The sequence below is a fragment of the Fructilactobacillus sanfranciscensis genome, assembly GCF_029023685.1.
GTDB lineage: Bacteria > Bacillota > Bacilli > Lactobacillales > Lactobacillaceae > Fructilactobacillus > Fructilactobacillus sanfranciscensis.
Genome location: NZ_CP118925.1, coordinates 245311 through 265593, shown reverse-complemented (window position 1 = coordinate 265593; position 20283 = coordinate 245311). Strand labels below are relative to the sequence as shown.

General features: G+C 34.6%; 20 protein-coding genes. 8 read left to right on the top strand and 12 right to left on the bottom strand.

Annotated elements, in window-relative coordinates:
• The first annotated feature begins 20 nt into the window (after window positions 1-20).
• Window positions 21-2033, top strand: coding sequence for a hypothetical protein (locus PY770_RS01300; protein ID WP_103450676.1), 2013 nt, complete (start codon window positions 21-23; stop codon window positions 2031-2033).
• Window positions 2034-2052: 19 nt separating this feature from the next.
• Here PY770_RS01300 and PY770_RS01295 read toward each other — a convergent pair whose 3' ends face one another.
• Both PY770_RS01295 and PY770_RS01290 read right to left on the bottom strand, forming a co-directional pair.
• The gene (locus PY770_RS01295) at window positions 2053-2502 is read right to left on the bottom strand and encodes a MerR family transcriptional regulator (protein ID WP_163600810.1); all 450 of its coding nucleotides are present in this window, start codon (window positions 2500-2502) and stop codon (window positions 2053-2055) included.
• Window positions 2503-2534: 32 nt separating this feature from the next.
• A complete protein-coding gene (locus tag PY770_RS01290) occupies window positions 2535-3194 on the bottom strand; it encodes a histidine phosphatase family protein (protein WP_103423630.1) in 660 nt (219 codons plus the stop codon).
• Between the two features lie 159 nt (window positions 3195-3353).
• Between PY770_RS01290 and PY770_RS01285 the strand changes: the two genes are divergently transcribed.
• Complete coding sequence (locus PY770_RS01285; protein WP_395350447.1) at window positions 3354-5483, top strand: LTA synthase family protein; 2130 nt, start codon at window positions 3354-3356, stop codon at window positions 5481-5483.
• A 45-nt stretch (window positions 5484-5528) separates the two neighbouring features.
• On the opposite strand, the gene PY770_RS01280 is transcribed toward PY770_RS01285, so the two are convergent.
• On the bottom strand, window positions 5529-6518 hold the full coding sequence (locus PY770_RS01280; protein ID WP_056958717.1) for an NAD(P)/FAD-dependent oxidoreductase: 990 nt from the start codon (window positions 6516-6518) through the stop codon (window positions 5529-5531).
• A 50-nt stretch (window positions 6519-6568) separates the two neighbouring features.
• Between PY770_RS01280 and PY770_RS01275 the strand changes: the two genes are divergently transcribed.
• A complete protein-coding gene (locus tag PY770_RS01275; protein ID WP_275046011.1) occupies window positions 6569-7345 on the top strand; it encodes an alpha/beta hydrolase in 777 nt (258 codons plus the stop codon).
• Between the two features lie 126 nt (window positions 7346-7471).
• Entirely contained in the window at window positions 7472-8434 is a 963-nt protein-coding gene (locus PY770_RS01270; protein WP_103423632.1) for a nucleoside hydrolase, read from the top strand.
• 369 nt (window positions 8435-8803) lie between these two features.
• Here PY770_RS01270 and PY770_RS01265 read toward each other — a convergent pair whose 3' ends face one another.
• From PY770_RS01265 to spx, 5 genes are all read right to left on the bottom strand, one after another.
• A complete protein-coding gene (locus PY770_RS01265; RefSeq protein WP_056958711.1) occupies window positions 8804-9283 on the bottom strand; it encodes a hypothetical protein in 480 nt (159 codons plus the stop codon).
• Between the two features lie 223 nt (window positions 9284-9506).
• Window positions 9507-10385: an IS3 family transposase gene (locus tag PY770_RS01260; RefSeq protein ID WP_275046092.1), complete on the bottom strand. Its 879-nt coding sequence runs from the start codon at window positions 10383-10385 to the stop codon at window positions 9507-9509.
• Window positions 10386-10528: 143 nt separating this feature from the next.
• Window positions 10529-10654: an IS3 family transposase gene (locus PY770_RS01255; protein WP_014081567.1), complete on the bottom strand. Its 126-nt coding sequence runs from the start codon at window positions 10652-10654 to the stop codon at window positions 10529-10531.
• A 484-nt stretch (window positions 10655-11138) separates the two neighbouring features.
• Window positions 11139-11951, bottom strand: a complete 813-nt coding sequence (locus PY770_RS01250; protein WP_275046010.1) for a Cof-type HAD-IIB family hydrolase — start codon at window positions 11949-11951, stop codon at window positions 11139-11141.
• A gap of 49 nt (window positions 11952-12000) precedes the next feature.
• Window positions 12001-12399 (bottom strand): transcriptional regulator Spx, encoded by a 399-nt coding sequence (gene spx, locus PY770_RS01245; RefSeq protein WP_103423635.1) that lies wholly within the window; start codon window positions 12397-12399, stop codon window positions 12001-12003.
• A gap of 233 nt (window positions 12400-12632) precedes the next feature.
• Here spx and PY770_RS01240 point away from each other — a divergent pair, with 233 nt between their 5' ends.
• Entirely contained in the window at window positions 12633-14186 is a 1554-nt protein-coding gene (locus PY770_RS01240) for a bifunctional metallophosphatase/5'-nucleotidase (RefSeq protein WP_103428830.1), read from the top strand.
• 32 nt (window positions 14187-14218) lie between these two features.
• On the opposite strand, the gene rny is transcribed toward PY770_RS01240, so the two are convergent.
• Window positions 14219-15811, bottom strand: a complete 1593-nt coding sequence (gene rny / locus PY770_RS01235; protein ID WP_168848123.1) for a ribonuclease Y — start codon at window positions 15809-15811, stop codon at window positions 14219-14221.
• A 163-nt stretch (window positions 15812-15974) separates the two neighbouring features.
• Here rny and PY770_RS01230 point away from each other — a divergent pair, with 163 nt between their 5' ends.
• The 3 genes from PY770_RS01230 to PY770_RS01220 are packed head-to-tail and all read left to right on the top strand — an operon-like array spanning window position 15975 to window position 17788.
• Window positions 15975-16382, top strand: coding sequence for a helix-turn-helix domain-containing protein (locus PY770_RS01230; protein WP_014081560.1), 408 nt, complete (start codon window positions 15975-15977; stop codon window positions 16380-16382).
• A gap of 12 nt (window positions 16383-16394) precedes the next feature.
• Complete coding sequence (locus PY770_RS01225; RefSeq protein WP_056958616.1) at window positions 16395-17240, top strand: hypothetical protein; 846 nt, start codon at window positions 16395-16397, stop codon at window positions 17238-17240.
• Between the two features lie 8 nt (window positions 17241-17248).
• On the top strand, window positions 17249-17788 hold the full coding sequence (locus PY770_RS01220; protein ID WP_014081558.1) for a GNAT family N-acetyltransferase: 540 nt from the start codon (window positions 17249-17251) through the stop codon (window positions 17786-17788).
• Between the two features lie 210 nt (window positions 17789-17998).
• On the opposite strand, the gene PY770_RS01215 is transcribed toward PY770_RS01220, so the two are convergent.
• From PY770_RS01215 to PY770_RS01205, 3 genes are all read right to left on the bottom strand, one after another.
• Window positions 17999-18487 (bottom strand): hypothetical protein, encoded by a 489-nt coding sequence (locus PY770_RS01215; RefSeq protein WP_056958612.1) that lies wholly within the window; start codon window positions 18485-18487, stop codon window positions 17999-18001.
• 12 nt (window positions 18488-18499) lie between these two features.
• Window positions 18500-18907: a hypothetical protein gene (locus PY770_RS01210; protein ID WP_275046009.1), complete on the bottom strand. Its 408-nt coding sequence runs from the start codon at window positions 18905-18907 to the stop codon at window positions 18500-18502.
• Window positions 18908-19027: 120 nt separating this feature from the next.
• Window positions 19028-20209, bottom strand: a complete 1182-nt coding sequence (locus PY770_RS01205) for an aminotransferase-like domain-containing protein (RefSeq protein WP_275046008.1) — start codon at window positions 20207-20209, stop codon at window positions 19028-19030.
• Window positions 20210-20283: the final 74 nt, after the last annotated feature.

Below are 20283 nucleotides of genomic sequence, written 5' to 3'. Positions count from 1 at the left end.
ATTCGTAAGGGGAATTTTTTATGCAAAAATTTAAAGCATTTGTTACAAAACACTGGATTATTTTATATTTAATTGGTGGTTGCATCACTTGTCTTGCATTAGTTATGCTGCCTAACCTCAGTAACTTAGCCATACAATCAATTACACCAGTTTCTGAACTAACCCAAAATACAAATAAAATAACCAAAAATTGGGGTAACCACTTAAATAATGCAACTCCAGTCTCAATTACATACTCTGTTCCAACCGAATTTTCACCAAGTCAAAAATTACGACTAGAAAATAAAGAACGCTTTTTTATCGAACATAAAGCTAACTTAAAACTTTACAAGATTAGCAGCATGCATACTAATCCACATGCCGAGCATAATTTTAATGGTAGAAATTGGCGAAAATTAATCATTTGGATACCCAAAAGTCTTGTTAATCAACCACTTTATCAAGCACAAACTCGTCATTTCTGTGCCTTGTCTGGAATTAAGACTCAATGGAATAATCCGGTCAACGAACGTTATCAAAAATTTGTTAGCCAATGGTATCAACAAAAAATCATCTGTATCTGGATTTTGCTGATCAGTTTCATTTGCTTGCTAACTTTAACATCACTAACAAAAGCCTGCCTATTAAGCTTAGCAAATTTTGAACTAAATATTGTTACACTAAGTTTGTCGGCTAAATTAATTAAACCATTTTTCTTTTATACCCCGTTAATTGTCTGCCTAGTATGTTCTCTGCTAACAATTACATTCGTGCTTTTTACTAATCAACCAAAATGGTTAGCCAAATTGCGTAATCCAATGCGTGATTGGCATCCGCTAATTACAATATTGTTAATCATTAGCTTGATTTTCCCACTTTTAACTAATTGTAAAATCAGCTTGCAGCAACCACAACCCCATCAAACCATTACCGTTTATTTAAATAGTAAAAAAAGTTTGTTAAAATCGAAAACTTTAATCGACTTAGATCATTTAACTAAAGTAATTAAATCATTGCCTAACGTTAGTCAAGTTGCTTCTTTGACCCAACCTGCTGGTCATGAAATTAATAAATATCAATTGGGCAATCAATTAGATGAAATTAAGCAAAACTTAGTCACAAATCAAAAACGCACTCACAAATTGGTCCACGAATTTAAAAAATCAATCAACAATAAAAATATTCCAACCGACCTCCAAGTGCAAACTGAACAACTTAAACAACTTCAAACAAAAACAGAAATGGATGAAGGGTTAACTAAACTAGTTAAAGAACAATCAGACACTAATACAGACATCACAAAACACTTTAAACAACAAACCGCTGCATTAAGTAATACCCAAACTCAATTAACTGAAATTAATGCGGATGACGAACTTCATTTACTCTCGCAGATGCAAAAACAAACTCAACATCAATTCAATTTAAATAAAACTGATGCCCTTGATTCTGATTTTAGCCAAACCTGTTTCAATTTTAATAATGAATCTCAAACGGCAACTAGAATTGACATTACTTTACGAAATGGAAAGTTAGGCCAACTGCCCAGACTAATTAAACATCAGTTAAGCGACACTGATTTTTCTAACAACATTGGAATAAGTGGAACTCCAGTTTCAGAAGCTACTCAGCAACAAAATTTTAAACATCAACTACCAATTTTGTTACTGTTATTGAGTTTGTTATTATTAATCAGCAATAGTCTTCGTTTCAAATCAATTGGTTTTGGCATTATCACAATTATCTTAGCTTCGATATCTGCAGTTGCTAGTTTAGGGATGTTAAATTACCTTACTAATTATCAATTCACTCCTACTACCGGCTTTCTTTTTCTAATATTAATCTTTATTTTGACTATTTTACCTAGTTCTAAAAATACAATCTTATTCTACCTTTTCCTTCTAATTCCGTTTTTCTTAGTTTCACAATTCCACGCTTTAGGAATATTTATGTTAACTTTTAGCATGATTTATCACTGCTCACTGCCCGTTTTACTTAAGATTAAGCAACAAAAAAGACTTCTTTTCAGAAGTCTTATAACTTTAATTTCATAATTTATTAAAATACCAAAAATTATTTGGTATTTTTTTCTTTAACATTTTCAACCTTATAGACCAAATTTCCCTTATCATCAAGATAACTATAAAGGCGTTTTTGCTGCTTATCATCAAAATAGCCCATATCCATCATGGTAACCCCATCTCTTTCGACGAAGCCATGGTGCATTTCCATAATAATTTCATGAGTATCTTTTACATATTTCATTCGCTTACGTGATTTTTCAATGGCTGCACTAAGTGGACAACCTTCATCTAAACAATGTTTAATCAATCGAACCATCACAAAGTTTTCATGATTAAAAACACGTGATGCCATTTTTTCACTACGAACACTATGAATATAACCTTTTTGTTCCCAGTAACGGAGTTGTCTTGGTGAAACGCCAGTCATTTTACTAACTTCACCAATTCGAAAGATATAATTTTTTTCATTAAAATTCTTTAAAAATTTAGGATCTTTCAAGCCCTGTTTCCTCTTCTCTCATTAGAATTAACTTATTTATTATACTCAGTTACCTTAATTTGGTCGCCATCAACGATCATTTTGGTAATACTTCCATTAGCGGGACGAACGCTCAAATCAAATTGACCAGGTTCTGAAAAACGGTCAACTAGACTCAATAAAGTATTCCCGTGACTAACTAACAACACATTGTCACCGTCTTCTAGATTCGGATTACTCGTAATTAATTTTAGACCTTGGTTAACTCTTTTCCAATATTCTTCAGCATTTTCCGCCAAATGAAATGGATCAGCTTCTTTCATGAAATCCTTAGCATGATCCATATCATATTTAGTAATTATGTCTTTAAAAGTTGGTGCACCATGGGGAGCCCCGGTTGCGTACCAAGCTTCGTCCATATTTAAGCCTTCAAAATAGCCATAAAATTGTTCACGGAAAAATGGCGATACCATTGGTGGACAAACGTTAAAAGCTTTGTTTTGATCATCAATAATTGACATGGTTTTACAAGCACGTGGCATATCACTACAATAGGTAGCTTTAAAATCAATATCAGCCAATCGCTTGCCAGTTTCGACAGCCCCATCAATCCCTTTTTGCGTAAGTGGAGAGTTACTCCAGCCTTGTAATTTATTAAAAATATTAAAGTAAGTTTGTCCATGACGAACAACGTATAAAGTGAATTTTGCCATAATTTCGATTACCTTCTTTTAATTTTAGTATACCACGCAATTATCGTCAGATTAATTCTTATACATTGCTTAGTTTTTTTTACGTTTAAAGTCTGCTATGATGTACAATATGTACTATCTTATTTACTTATTATATGAGGAGTTATAACCGTGAACTTCATAAAAAAAACGCTGGCAAAAATCAATACTCGTGTTGGTTTTTTTGTCCTATTAGTCTTTCTTTTTTGGGCTAAAACAATTTATGCCTATTTCATAGACTTTCATTTAACAACGTCTGATTTTTTACAACAAATCTTATTATTCGTTAATCCAATTGCAACTACTGTGATTTTATTTGGGCTAGCCTTCTATTTAAAGCCTGCCAAACTATTTTATCCAGCAATTATCTTCTTAGATTTTTTAAATACAGTTCTGCTTTATTTAAATGTCATTTATTTTAGAGAATTTACCGATTTCATGACAGTTTCGACCATGACCGGTTATTCCAAAGTTGATCAAGGTTTAAGTGGTGCCTCTTTAGCACTAACCGCACCACATGATATTTTTTACTGGCTTGATATTATCATTATTATTTTATTGATAATTTTCCGAGTAATTAAAATTGACAAACATCAGTTGAGTACCAAATTTGCTTTTGCCATCTTTTCAATCGGTTCCCTATTACTGGTTACTAACATTACGTTGGCAGATATGGATCGTCCTCAACTGCTAACTAGAACGTTTGACCGAAACTACGTGGTTAAATACCTTGGTTTAGACGTCTTTACTACATATAACGGCTTTCAAACGCATAAATCCAACGAACTACGCTCGAATGCCAATAAATCAGAAATATACAAAGTCAAAGACTTTACCGATAAACATTACGCTGCACCTAACAAAGACATGTACGGCTCTTTAAAAGGCAAAAACGTTATTATTATTCATTTAGAAAGTTTCCAGCAATTTTTGATTAACAAAAAAATTAACGGGAAAGAAGTTACACCTTTCTTAAATTCAATTTATAACAGTAATCACACCTATGCTTTTGATAATTTCTTCCATCAAGTTGGTCAAGGAAAGACTTCTGATGCGGAAAACATGCTAGAAACTAGTACGTATGGATTACCGCAAGGTTCTTTATTTGCCCAACTCGGAAGTGATAATACTTTCCAAGGTGCTCCTGCCATCTTTGACCAACAAGGATATGTAACTGCTGTATTTCACGGAAACGTTGACAGTTTCTGGAACAGAAATAATACCTACAAAAACTTAGGTTATCAATATTTCTTCGCTGCCAGTTATTATGATACTTCTGGTGACAAAGCCTCTGGTTATGGACTTAAAGATAAGTTATTGTTTAAAGATTCAACCAAATACCTCCAACATTTGCAACAACCTTTCTACGCTAAGTATATTACGGTTACGAACCATTTCCCTTATGATTTAGATGATAAAGATCAAAAAGATGATCCACTTACTCCTCCAGATACTGATGATGATGCCGTTAATAATTATTTCTTAACTGCTCATTATCTTGATCAATCGATTAAAGAATTTTACAAGTATCTTGATAAAACTGGATTAAGTAAGAATTCTGTCGTGGTTTTATATGGTGATCATTATGGACTTTCAAATTCTGAAAATCCTAGTTTAGCACCGCTTTTAGGCGTAAAATCTAATGATTGGAACGACTTTGATAATGCTCAACTCCAACGAGTTCCATTCATGATTAACTCACAATCATTTACGCACGGACACGTTGACCACACTTATGGTGGAGAAATTGATGTGCTTCCAACCCTAATGCATTTAATGGGAATTAGTTCTAAAAAATACATTCAGTTTGGAACTGATCTCTTCTCAAAACAACACGACCAGGTCGTCGCCTTTAGAAATCAAGATTGGGTATCACCAAAATATACTTGTATTGGTGGAACTATTTATGATTCTAAGACTGGTAAAGTAATTAAACCAAATGCTAAGTTGAAAAAGAAAATTGATGCTATGCAACAGCAAGTTAACACTGAATTAAGTCTCTCTGATACACTTAATTCCCAAAACTTACTTCGTTTCTATCACCCCAAAGGTTTCAAAGCTGTTAACCCAGCTGATTACAATTACTCAAATGAACTTAAACGAGAAGAAAAAATTGAAAACAAATTAGGTGATAAATCAACTAGTGTCTTTGATACTGACGGACACAAAGATACGCAAAAAACGTATAAGACTGATGCACCAGAAGCAAACGAACCACGAAGTGATACAAATAAGATTCAAATTACTAACCCTGATTCAAATAATCAATAACAAAAAAATTCCAGATCAATTGATCTGAAATTTTTATTTAACATTTTATTTGTGTAACGCCGTACTATGAATTGGCATCCGTCGATCTGGGTAAAGACGTTTCATAATTTCATTAATGGCAACGGGAGCTTCACCAAAACCAGTAACAATCAAAGTATCCTTTCCAGGATAAGTTGCTTGATCACCAATACTAAATACACCTGGTTCAGAAGTTTCCATCTCTGAATTAACTTCTACTAAATGATGATTTAAAGCTGGTTGAATTTGCCAACTTTCTAAATCTTTATTGTTAGAAATAAAGCCATAATTAACGACTAACTTGTCAGCCATAAACGTTGATTCATCATCTGTTTTAAGCTTCTTAGCAGTCACTTGAAGTCTTCCATCAATTTCATCAAGTTGTTTAATCAAATATGGAGTCAAAATTTCAACTGATGATGCTTTTAATTTATCGACCATGTTTTCTAAGCCACGAAATTCATTGCGACGATGTAATAATGAAACATGATTAGCAACTGGTTCTAACATCAAAGCCATATCAACAGCAGAGTCTCCTCCACCAGCAACTATAACATCTTGATTAGCAAACTTTTTAAGGTCTCTAACACTGTAAGTGATGAACTTTTCAGCAACTGCATCAACATTATCTGCTCGTAATTCTCGCGGCTTGAATGATCCATTTCCTGTAGCTAAGATCACAGCTTTAGTTTCATAAGTTGCTTGATCAGTTTCGATTTCAAAATGATCATCTTTACGAATAACATTGGTTACCTTAGTTCCAACACGTTGTTCTACTTCTGGCATAGTATCTAATTGGGTTTGTAGATTGTTAATCAATTCAGAACCCTTTAGTCCAGCAAATCCAGCCACATCCAGAATCGTTTTCTCTGGATATAAAGCATTAACTTGTCCTCCTAATTCAGAAAGACTTTCAATAATCTGAACTTTAGCATTTCTCATTCCTGCATAAAATCCAGCAAACATTCCTATAGGGCCACCACCAATAATTGTGATATCATATAGTTTGCGCGACATTTATAATCAACTCTAATCTAAAATTTATTTACAAAGGAAATTTTACCATTATGAAATACAAAAAGACACTTATTTTCAGCATTTTTATTTTAATCCTAGCTGTTGGGTTTGGCGGATGGTACTACAACGCTCATAAAGAATCATCGTATGCCGTCAAACAAACTAGAACAGCAACCGTGTTCATTCCTGGACTAGGTGGTAACTTTATCACTTCTGATTACATGGTATCATCTTGGGACAAGGATGGTGTAGCAACTCGTGCTCTCCAAGTTTATGTCAAGAATGACGGTAAAGTGGAAACTACTAAACAATTTGCTAAAGTTGGTAAAAATAATCCAGTTATTCAAGCTAACTTCCAAACTAATAATAAGCCCGCTCAAGAAGCACGTTTAATGCCTAACTTAATGAGATATCTTCACCAAAAATATGGAATCAAACATGTTAATTTGATTGGTCATTCTTCTGGTGGTGAAATCATTTATAACTACCTTACTGATAAAGATGGGTTAAATAAAGTGCCGGCCAAAGATCTTCCACAAGTTGATCACTTTGTTTCAATGGCTAATACTTATCCACTTCACGATAAGAATATCAAAAACTTGCCTAAGAACTTGGAAATCTTAAACTTCTGTGGTGACATTGATCATACTGGAAGTGATGGATTGATTCCAACGCAAGAGGTTAAACCATTTGGAACCCTCGTTAAAGGTCACGTGAAGAGTTATAAATTCATGGTCTACCATGGTGATCCACAACAAGCACAACACTCAATGCTTCATGAAAATCCAGCTGTTAACAAAATCATTGCTCAATACATGTACAATTAATTAAAAACGAACAAGTTTTGGAATAATATCCTAAATTTGTTCGTTTTTTAGTATAAAACTATTGAGTTATAGTTAAAAATCCAGTATTATAGAGAAAATAAGCTAACAATTACTGGAGGAAAACTCATGAGTGTTAAGAAAATGATTTTAGACGTAGATACTGGTGTTGATGATGCAATGGCCATCACTTACGCCGTTGCTGATCCAGAAGTCGAATTAATTGGAGTTCTTTCTTCATATGGTAATATCGATGCACAAAGAGCTGCTGACAATGCCCTTAAAGTGTTACATTTACTTCATGCAGATAACGTTCCTGTCTTTATCGGGGAAACTGATCCATTAGATCATAAATATCAAAGAATCGCAATCAATGCCCAAATTCATGGAGAAAATGGAATTGGTGATGTTGAATTAACCGAAACTGAAACTAGTGCAGAACCACAAAATGGGGTTGATTTCTTAATTGAATCAGCTAAGAAATATGGGAAAGATCTGACAGTCGTGGCTACTGGTCCAATGACTAACATCGCTGCTGCTATCAAAAAAGACCATGACGCAATGAAAATGGTTGGTAACATCACTATCATGGGTGGTGCTTTGACTGTTCCTGGTAACGTTACACCTGTTGCTGAAGCTAATATCGAACAAGACCCTGTGGCTGCTAATGAAATGTTTACTAGCGACCTTGAAATTACCATGGTTGGATTAGATGTCACCCTTCGGACTTTGCTTACTAAAAAAGAAACTAAGCAATGGCGGGAAACTAATACTGAAGCTGGTGAAAAAATGGCTGATATCGTTGATTTTTACATCGACGTTTACGATGACATTTACCCAGAACTCGGTGGTTGTTCCCTTCATGATCCATTGGCCGTCGGAGTAGCAATCGACCCTAGTTTTGTAGACTATCTTCATATGAACATCATGGTAACAACTGAACACGACGCTTACTACGCTAGAACCATTGGTGATAAGGCTCGTTTAAATGACCCAGAAACAAACGTCAATGTAGCTGTGACCGTTGATAAAGAACGTTACCTTAAAGTGTTTATGGATAACTTCTTGACTTTGTTTAATAAATTGAAATAATAATCTCGGAAGTCTAGGCTAATGCTTAGGCTTTTTTGATACCTACTTTTTTCTTGCAATCATTATAAAACGGTCTTCATTGGTACTGATACTTCCAAACTGATGAATGATTTTTGCTAAGTTTTGTAATTCACACAAATTATTTTCTACACTTAATACCTAATTTTTCTTCTAATTTCCACTTATCAATTTCTTTCATCCCGTCGACCCTTTCTTATTTATTCAACATTGTCCGTTAATTCTTGTTAAATTACACGCTTTTTTCCTTATAATTGAAATATTGTTAGATTAACTAACTATTGAATATTGAAAAAATACATAAATTTATAAAAAAATAGGACCTGAACTTTTACATTCAGATCCTATTTTTTATTTAGTTAAAGAATTTAACCAACTATTCGTGTATTCCAAATTAGACTTAATCACTTTAATTTGTGGATTGGCTGGGTCAAATTTCTTTGATTTAGAGCTCAACGAATACGATTGTTTTAGCAATGTCTTAGCTTCTTTTTCTTCACTATTAGTAATATTGTGTTTATTTCTAGTCCAGGGAAAAACATCTTTACTAACGTTATGTTTTTCAACGATTTGTCCTTGAAATTGATTAAATTTATACATAAAACTCTCAGAATTAAACTGATAATCGTCAAGATTTATAGCTGTATACTTTTCTCGTTGCGTCTGAATTCGTTCAAGCCTTATTTTTTCAATAGTTTCTCTTCTTTGTTGTAATTTAAAAAGAGATCCAGAAATAACGATAACTAGAATACCCAATACTATATATGAAGTAATTTTAAAATAGTGTTTTTTAATAAATTCAGTTAAATTCTTTTCATTTTTTAAAGCCATGTTTGTGCTCCTCAATTGTTACTTTCATTATAGTTTAATTTTACTATTTATGGTGAAGTAATATTCATTAAAATGCACTTATTAATGACAAATTTTAGGCATGGATTGAAGTCAATATTTGAGACAGGTTTTAAGAGACATTCAGAACCGCGTTTACCTTCCACAGCTCAAATAAATCATTAATCGTGATTAATAACTTATTTGAACCCTGGAAAGCATTAAATCAGGCGGCCATTTGGCTCGTAAGTGTTGCAATTTCAACTTGTAAGGGTGTCTGGTAGCCCAGTGAACTATGAATTCTCTTCCTATTGTAGAAAGCATGCACATATTCAAAAAGAACGGCAGCGGCAGTTTCATAATTCTCAAAGACCGGCACTGGATAAACACATTCCTTTTTGAGGGAAGCATGAAAAGATTCCATTGGTGCATTATCGTATGGACACCCCTTACGGCTGTAAGAGTGGCGGATATGTAGTTCTGTTAACCGTTGGTTGTAATCATCGCTGGTGTACTGTGATCCTAAGTCTGTGTGGATAATCAGGTCCCCAGTAATGGTTCGATTTTTAATCGCGCTTTCCAGGGTTTTTAAGACTAAATCAGTATTCATCTTTTTTGAGAACGAATAGCCGATAATCCGTCGTGAGTGCAGGTCCATGATGGTTGATAAGTAACACCAGCCATTACGCTTCGTTTGAATATAGGTCATATCAGCGGTCCATTTTTGATTTAAACCAGTGGTCGAGAAATCCTGCTTAAGCAAGTTGGGACGCTGTTCAACCTTGGTTTTGGAAGCCGAAGCCGCTTTCCACTTATTGACGGTAACGGAGTGGATATCCAGTTCCTTCATGAGCCGGAAAATCCGTCGTGGACTGCACCGAAGCTGCAGTGGTTGAAGTTCCAGATTCAATTCATGGTGGATCTTCATAACACCGTATCGCTGTTTAAATTCCGCAAAGATCCGCAGAATCCGTTGTTTCAAGTCCGCATCTTCGGCCCGGCGTTTGGAAGGTTTGGGGGATCGATAACGATAATACTGAGCTCTGGAAACACCGAGGATTCGGCACATCTTGGTTACCTGGTGGTGATGGCTTTCTTGGTGAATGTAATCAAAGATATTGGTTACTTCTGCGCAAGGAAGCCCAGGGCTTTTTTTAGGATTTCGTTCTCCTCAGACAGCGAAGCCAGTCGCTTTTCCATCGCTTTAATTTCGTCTGGTGATTTACCGGATTGAGTTTTGGCTTGGCCCTAGATCCACTTATGAACGGTTGAATAGTCAATGCCATATTCTCTGGCCAGTTGGGCGGCTGATTCGCCTTGTTTATATAGGTTGATGATGTTTTGTTTGAATTCTTTGTCGTAACGAGTTGGCATGTAAAAATTCCTTCCTTTTGAGAGACGATTTATTCATTATACCCTCTCTTAAAAGTTGTCTCAGGAATCAGCTTACATCCAAAAGTTGTGGGAGTAGCTTCTGGAACAAATTTGCTTTTAGTTTGCGTTGTAGTTGTCATAATTTTTCCTCCTTTTATATAAAACAATTAAAAAATTGAAATAAAAAACGCCAGTTAGAGTATGGCTCTAACCAGCGTGTACATGAATATGATTATTCAATGATATCCTCTGGTCGACCAATTTTGTTTAGCCGACACAAAGTGCTCGACTGCTTTACTTTAATTAAGTTAATAGCAATCAAGACTAAATTAGTATTCAAGTTCATCATTGAGTTTTTCATAACATGCCTCCGATTTCTTTTTTTATAATTACGCCTTAATTTAAAAGAAAGTCAACATGTTTTTTATAAAATATTAAGATTTTAATGATTTTTGCGATTTTTAAGTAAAATAAAGTTAAGAATTTAGCTGTTTAAAGTTTTAAAATAGTTTTTTAAAAAGACGGCGACCCCATCTTGATCATTAGATAAGGTTTCTGCATTGGCAATTTTTTTAATTGCTGGAATCGCATTTTCCATTGCAACTCCAACTTTAGCATGTTCTAACATTCCAGCATCATTTTCAGCATCGCCAAATGCCATTAAATTAGAGAAGTCCCAACCAAAATGGTGTAATAGTTTTTCTAATCCGGCCGCTTTATCACTGTTAGCAGGTAAAAATTCTAAAATTCGATCTTGTGATCTCACAATATGGTAGTTTTCTGAAATTGATTTAGGCATGTTTGCAACAACTTCATCTAGGATTTTCGGTGTCGTTGCCATAATTGCCTTTGAATACAATTTATCTGACAAATCATTAAATTTAGTTGGGATAAAATCCATTTTTGCGGCCAACATTTGATGATAAATGGAAGGGTTTAATTCTGACATAGGATAAACTTGTTTAAAATCAAGAATATCTAATGGATATCCCTTTTCTTTAGCATAAGTAAAAAACGGTTCCAATTGTTTTTTACTCATTCCGATTCTAGACAATTCAGCCTTATCACGATTGTGAACTACCAAGCCTCCGTTGAAAGTAATGGTATAATCGTCTTCATCATCAAGTCCTAATTGTTCAATAAATTTCCAAATCGCATTAATCGGACGTCCCGTACATAAAACGACTTTAATCCCTGCTTGATGTAATTTTTTTAATTCATTTTCATTAACTTTACTAATCGTTTTGTCTGAAGTTAGCAAAGTATTATCTAAGTCTAACGCAATCATTTTAATCATCTTTATTTCTCCATATCAAAAAAACGCCCCAAGGGACGTATTCATTTTTTTATGCTCTAAGTTTTTCTTCTAATTGTTTAAGTTCAGCTTGTCTGATATCACGAGGTAAAAATCTTCTGATTTCTTCTTCATTGTATCCAACTTCAAGGCGTTTATCATCAAAGATAATTGGACGCTTGATTAAATCTGGATACTTAACTAGTAAATCAACCAATTGACCTAATGAAAGATCATCTAAATCAAGATGAAGTTTCTTGAAAATATTCGATCTAGTTGAAATAATATCCTCACTACCATTTTCTGTTAGGCGTAAAATGCATTTAACTTCATCAGCATTTAATGGTTTTGAATTAATGTTTCTTTCCTTAAATGAAATTTCATGATCCTTTAACCAAGTGCGAGCTTTACGGCTTGAAGCACTACTAGGGGCAACATATAAGTTCAACATATTAAAACAACCTCCTCATATTGAAAGACGTGTTAGGTGTTAGATAAATCTTGACTATTTATCTAACACCTTAACTATATCATAACCAAACTTTTCGTCAATAAACTTTACAATACTTAATGAATTATTATCATTTTTTAGGAATTAGTTAGAGAATGTTAATAATAAATTTACACAATGGTAGATTAATATTATAATTTATACATTACACAAACCTAATATGGAGGCTGCATATGAAACTAACGATTTTAACTACCAGTGACACACATGGTTACCTTGCTCCAACTAACTATGTTAAGCCAAATGCTAATATGCCATTTGGTTTTGAAAAAGCAGCCTCAACGATTCGAAAAGAGCAATTAAAAGCAGAAAATACTCTAATTTTAGATGACGGTGATTTTCTTGAAGGTTCGCCTTTAGCATACTATCAAGCTGAAGTGCAAAATAATAGTCAGCCAAGTGCCATTACCGACGCCTTTAATACAGTCGATTATGATTTTGGTACCATTGGTAATCATGAATTTAATTACGGTCAAGCGTATTTACGAAACGCCATTAAAAAAGCAAAACGAAAATTTGTATCTGCCAATATTTTAAACGAAAATGGTGAATCTGCTTTTGGTAAGCCATACGAAATTAAACAATATGGGGACTTAAAAGTCGGAGTAATTGGTTTAACCACTCAATCAGTTGATGCTTGGGAAAATAAAGCAAGTGTCGCCGGTTTGAAATTTACTTCAGCTCTGGAAGCTGCCCAAAAATTCATCCCCGAAATGCGCAAAAAAGCAGATATCGTGGTGGTTTTATATCATGGTGGTTTTGAAAGAGACTTACGAACTGGTAATCCCAACGATAAGATTGATGGTGAAAACGAAGCATACGAAATTATGCAAAAAGTTCCTGGAATTGATGTCATGGTAACTGGTCATCAGCATCGTGCTTTAGCGGGTAAACTTTTCGGGATTCCTTATGTCCAACCCGGACACCGTGGTAACTATGTTGGTAAAATCCAACTAACCATTGAAAAAGAAAATGGCAAATATGTTGTGGCCCACAGTACTCAAAAAATCATTAAGACTGGTGAAGAAAAACCAGATAAAGTAGTTAAAGAAGTCATCCAGCCAGTTGAAAATCAAGTTGAAAAATGGTTAGCCGAACCACTTGCTCGAATTGAAGGTTCAATGCATTATGATGATCCTTTCCAAGTTAGAATTCACGGATCAGCTTTCATTAATTTCATCCAAAAAGTGCAAATGGAAACAATGGGTTGTGATATTTCAGCTACTGCATTGTTCTCTAATGAAGCCCGTGGATTTGAAAACCCAATTACGATGAGGAACATCATTACTAACTACGTTTATCCAAATACCTTAGCATTAGTCGAAATTACTGGTGCTGACTTAAAGGCAGCTTTAGAAAAAACTACAGAATACTTTATGATTAAAAATGATCAAATTATTGTTGATCCTAAATACCATCACCCTAAGATTCGCGATTACAATTATGATATGTACGCTGGAATTGATTACACCATTAAGGTTTCCAATCCTATCGGCCATCGGGTACTTAATCCAACATATCATGGCAAACCAATCACTAACAAAATGAAGCTAAAGGTTGCATTAAACGCATACCGTGCTGTTGGTGGTGGTCATTATCCAATGTATAATGAAGATAAAGTCATTAAATATAACACTGTTACCATGAGTAATTTAATTGCGGGATATCTCAAACAACATCCCAATATTGATGCTGATAAAACTCGTAACTTCAAAGTCATTAAATAAAAAAGGAATTCCAATCATGGAATTCCTTTTTGTTAGCTAACGTGTTGTTTTTTCTTTGGTGCAGGTTTCCCACCAACATATTCAACAGCAGATAATTTTCTAATTGTAGTAACTTTTATTTTACCTGGATAAGTAAGTTCGTTCTCGACTTGTTCGCAAACTTCTTCAGTAATCTTTTGGCTCATTTCATCATCAACTACTTTTGGATTAACGATGATTCGAATTTCACGACCGGCTTGAATTGCGTAACTTTCCTTAACTCCTTCATGAGAGTTAGCAATTCTTTCAAGTCCCTTCAAACGATTGATGTATTCTTCAACCGATTCACTTCGAGCTCCTGGACGTGCTCCCGACATTGAATCCGCTACTTTTACTAAAATAGCAATTAAATTATCAGTTTCGATGTCTCCATGAGATGAAGCAATTGAATTAACGACAATTGGATCTTCACCATACGCTTCGGCAATCTTAACACCCAATTCAACGTGAGTTCCGTTAACTTCGCGGTCAATTGCTTTTCCAATATCATGAAACATTCCTGACCGCTTAGCTAAGCGTACATTTATCCCGAGCTCAGCCGCCATAATGCCACATAATTCAGCAACTTCTACCGAATGTTGTAAGACATTTTGACCATAACTAGTCCGATACTTTAAGCGGCCTAAAATCTTCATCATGTCAGGATGAACCCAACCAAGATGAAGTTTAGCACAAGTTTCTTCACCAAAGACACGAAGATTATCCATCACATGACGTTCAGCTTCTGCAATCATATTTTCAATTACCCCACTATTCAAAGAACGGGCTGTAATTAATTCATTGATGGCATTACGCGCAATTTCGCGACGGATTGGATCGTTAGTACTAATAATCAAAATTTCTTCATGTTCAGGATGGAAAATCAAATCCACTCCGGTCAATGATTCAATTAAACGTAAACGTTGTTCATCATGACCGGTAATTTTATTTCTAATTCCAGGATCTGGAATCACAATATTACGTTCAATATGCTCACGCGGAACATCTTGAACCCCACTTTGGATTGATTCCATCATTAAATTACGCGCTTCTTTAGCGGCATTTAAAACCATATCATCATGATTTTCCCGAACTGTAACTTCATAGTCACGATTCAAAGTGGTTTCAGTATTCGTTAAAATTACTTGTTTAGCCTGTTCAGGGGTTAACTTACTTTTTTCATAAATTGTATCTTCACGAACCTGTTTTAAATCACGAGCCTTTTGTTTTGTTTCAGCAACTTGTTGTTTCATATTATTATTTTCGGCTTGATGATTTTCCAACAATTGTTGACTTTTATTTAATCGAGCTTCTGAACCTTCTAAGCTTTTTTCCCGAAAATCAAGACGATGGCTACGAGCTTCATTTTCTGTTTTTTGTTCTTCAATTTCTAATTCTTCGTCATTTTGTAATTGTTGTAATTCTTCTGCATTAGTTGCGTTAATTTCAGCAACAGCAGTTTTGATTTGATTCTGATTATTTTTTTCAATTTCTTCCGCCTGTTTTTTAGCTACAGAAAGACGTAATTTAAGTTGCTTATTTTGCAAAACATAACCAACCACGCCACTCAGTACCATACAAACAATGGCAACTAAAAGGACTTGCATTGAGCTTTCCCTCTCTCTATTTTTAAATTTTAAAATTCGATTTTTCTATTTATCTTAATCATACCATTTAACTTGTCATTTTTAAACGAACCGGTCATTCTCTTTTGACAATAAATTAGGTTATAATAAAGATAAATGAATTTACACATTAAGGAGCTTAGGTATGTTTCCAGAAAGATTAAAAGCCTTGCGGAGTGGTCGTCACATCACCTTAGCAGAACTGGCTGATGAACTAAACAAAATGTTTGCTACTGATGAAGCTCACGAAAATACTGCTTCTCAAATTGGAAATTGGGAACGTGGTATTCGAAATCCATCCTATATCGAAGTTCGCAAACTCGCTACATATTTTAATGTTTCCATGGATTATATTAGTGGACGCGTTGACAGTGAAAATATTGATATTTCAAAACTATTTATTTCTGGAACTGATTTATATTTTAATGAACAACCCATTAGTGGATCTGATCGATATGAAATCTATCAATTAATTGATGGGTACCTTCATGGTAAAAAAGAACGGAAAGCAACTGACCATGATCATCAAGAAGAATTAGACCTTGGTTATTAAGGAGCTAAGCTGATGAATCGCAAAAAATTACTTAAAAAAATGAAGAAAAATAAGCAAATTAAGCCAGCCGTTCCCGCTTATATCCAAAGTTTAAATCAATTTAGAGATGAATTTAACGACTATCCTGAGATTAATTTCCTACTTAATCATGCTCTTATGGCGGACCATCTCTTATCATTAAAACAATTACCCCAAGATTTACCAAACTTACAGTTACCTGATGACATTCAAGATCAAATCTACCAAAAAATTAACCAAAAGTATGATTTTGGAAATCCCGAAGGTGATGCAGAGTGGGATAAGCTATCGAATGACCTTCCCAAGCTAGATCAACAGCTTCGTGGTTTTCGGGATTATTTAGAAGAACAATACGGTATGTGGGCTTATATTTCTTCTTCTTTCACTAATCAGTTAGCTAAATTTTTAGATGGTAAGCCCACATTAGAAATCATGGCCGGAAATGGTTATATTTCTAAAGGCCTAAAAGACCATCGTGCTAACATTATCACTACTGATAGTTTGGAATGGCAAAAAGAAAACGAAACTGGCAAACACCAATTAGTTCCGATTGAAAAACTTTCAGCATTAGATGCCTATCATAAGTACAAAGATCAAGTTGATTACATCATTATGTGTTGGTCACCAGATGGCGTACCAATTGATAATGAATTATTAGAAGCCATTCGTAAAGATGGTAACCCAGTTCAACTAATTGTGATTGGTGAAAAAAACGGTGCTACTAACTCCAAAACATTTTGGCAAAATGCTGAATTTGTAAAAAATACTGGGATCGATACTTTAAACCAATACTACCCTCACTTTGATCTAATTCATGATCAAGTTTATCTAGTTAAATAGGAGAAATTATGCTCAACGAACAAGTAAATTTATTACCTCTCAGTAAAGATACAGAAGATGAAAATTTAGTCCGTAACCTTTTTTTACAACCTTCAACTTTACGTTATTGGTTCCGTCCCCCTTTTGCTAATGAAGACGAACTAACTCAATTTATTGATACTCACATCAAAGCTGATGATGTCGTTAGTATGACCATCAACGTTACTGAATCAGGAATGGCTGAACGCCAAATTAAAGTTGGTTTAGTTGAAGTGATTGATATTGATCAAATTGCGCGTGTTGGTGAAATTAAAATCACGATGTTAGATAAACAACAAGGTCACGGTTATGCGCAAATTGCTTTTCAACAAATGATTGACCACATGTTCCAGATTTATAACATGCACAAATTATACTTATATGTCGATGTGGAAAATGCTGCTGCCGTGCATATCTATAAAAAGCTAGGCTTTGAAACCGAAGGAACCATTAAAGACCAATTTTATGCCATGGGAAGTTACCATGATGCTTATTACATGGGCCTTACTCGAACTAATTACGATAAATAATTTAAACCAAAAAAAGAGGACTGACATAAATGTCAATCCTCTTTTTTCGTAGGCATTTGAATAAATTCAAACGGATTAGGGACGTTCACATCGTCTATCTAATCAAACCATCCGCAATTCGGCGGAAAACATGGTTCCTAGCAAAAAAATAAGCTATGCTTATTTCGGCTCTTCGCATATAAATAGTATACCACAGCTATCCTAAAATAGCTAATCTGCAGTATCTTCTGATTTTTCATCGGCTGCTTCTGCTTCATGGGCTTCAATTTGATCCAGCTGGAGCTTGGTCCAATCGACAAATTGAGTGACCATGTCCGGCAAATTTTTCACAAATTCATCAGAAAGTGCTAACTCGTCAATTCGCATTTTAGATTTATTAATGAATGGTGAAGCGATAATCATATAGACGTTAACTGGTACGACTCCATCACCCACCATAATTTTATTAATATTCTTGGCGTATTCTAACGGCAAGTTAATGATCGACATTTGAAGCTTAATCGTAATATCACTTTTAGGCAAAAATAATTCTGCACTACTGATTTTATCAGAATTAATCCCTGCTTCGATAAAATCACACATGGGTTGTAAGACTTGAGCTGGCTTCTTTTTTAAATCTGCTAACGTAGTTTCAAAATTTTTAATGGCATATTCAGTTGCTGATGCTTCTGCAATGAAATCTGCTTCTTCAATTTTCATTTTTTCACCTATCTATTTTCTATATTTCATGTAACGTTCTGTTCGTGCTTTAGTGGTGGCTTTTCGAAATTTCCAAGCCAACATAAACCAATAAACGTTGATTAATAAAGCAATTATAACGACCACCATAACGGCAATTTTACTAAACACATGAGCATGACTTAACATGGTAACTTGATAAGCTGCACTAAAGTAACCCACGGTGTAAATCAATTGGATCAGCGCTAAGAAATAAAAACCAACTCTTAAACGAAAGACCGTCAATAATAACGGAATTCCAAAAAGTCCAATGGCCATTAAATTGGTTCGCATTAAGTCACTGGATTGCATGCCAATGGCTGGTAAATGCATGATGTAGTTCAACACTAAAAACATTAGTAAAGAAATCAATGACCACACTATCATTTTAATTGTTTGCATAAATATTCATCCTCTAAGTTTAGTATAGCGAAATTTTGTTGCTGATACCAATCTCAATGCAAAAAAATCACTTCAAATTAAAAGAGAACTCACAAGAGTTCTCTTTTTTGCTTATTAAACTTAATTTTGTACCGCTTTAATTGCTGCACCCATCCGTTTAACTCCCTCAACGATTTGTTCATCGTTCATGTTGGAGAAGTTCATCCGGAACGTTCCTGGTTGTTCTTCATTAGCGAAGAAAGCAGATCCAGGGACAAAGGCTACATCATGTTTGATACATTCATCAAATAATTGTTTAGTATCAACACCTGGAACTTCGACCCAGATAAACATTCCCCCTTGTGGAATACTGTGATGCACGTTTTTAGGGAATTGTTTGTCAATTTCTTGCAACATTAAAGTAGCCCGGTGTTCGTAAACATCAGTAATTTTCTTAATATGTTCCGTTACATCAACATCTTGTAAGAATTGCACAACAACGTATTGTGCTAAATTATCGGCGTGTAAATCAGCATTTTGTTCTAATAAAGCAAACTTAGCCATAAAATCTTGACTAGCAACTATCCAACCTAAACGCATTCCTGGAGCTAGAATTTTAGAAAAAGAACTTAAATAAATTACCCGTCCCTCTGTATCGAAATGTTTCAATGAAGGTAAAAATTCGCCAGCATATCTAATTGCACCATAAGGATCATCTTCTAAGACAGGAAGATCAGCTTCATTAGCAATTTTAATTAATTCTTTACGTCTCTCAATTGCCATCGTTCTCCCAGTTGGGTTTTGGAAGTTAGGAATGGTGTAAATGAATTTAGCTTCGGGATATTTCTTTACAGTTTCTGCTAAGGCATCGGTCTTAATTCCGTCTTCATCCATTGGAACTCCGACCATTTCAGCACCGTAAGATTTAAAAACATCAATCGCTGCTAGATAAGTTGGGTCTTCTGTAATGACCACGTCACCAGGATTAATCAACATTCGTGCTACTAAATCAATGGCTTGTTGTGATCCAGTAGTAACCGCAATGTTATCAACTGACGTTTCAACAGCACGTTCTTTCATCATTTTCACAATTTCTTTACGTAGTCCAAGATAGCCAAGGGTGCTAGCGTATTGCAAAACTTCCTGACCATATAAGTCAAAAATCTTATCCGAAGCAGCTTTCATTTGTTCAACTGGAAAAAGTTCTGCAGCTGGCAAACCACCTGCAAATGAAATTACTTTGGGATCTGAAGCAGCCTTTAAAATATCAGCAGTGGCATTTTCATTACTTTTTGGTACGCTGTTTGAATATTTGAATGTCATAATATTTTCTCCTACACATCAATTAAATTAAAAAGCTCATCAACAATTGCTTGTTTAATGAGCTTTTCAGAATT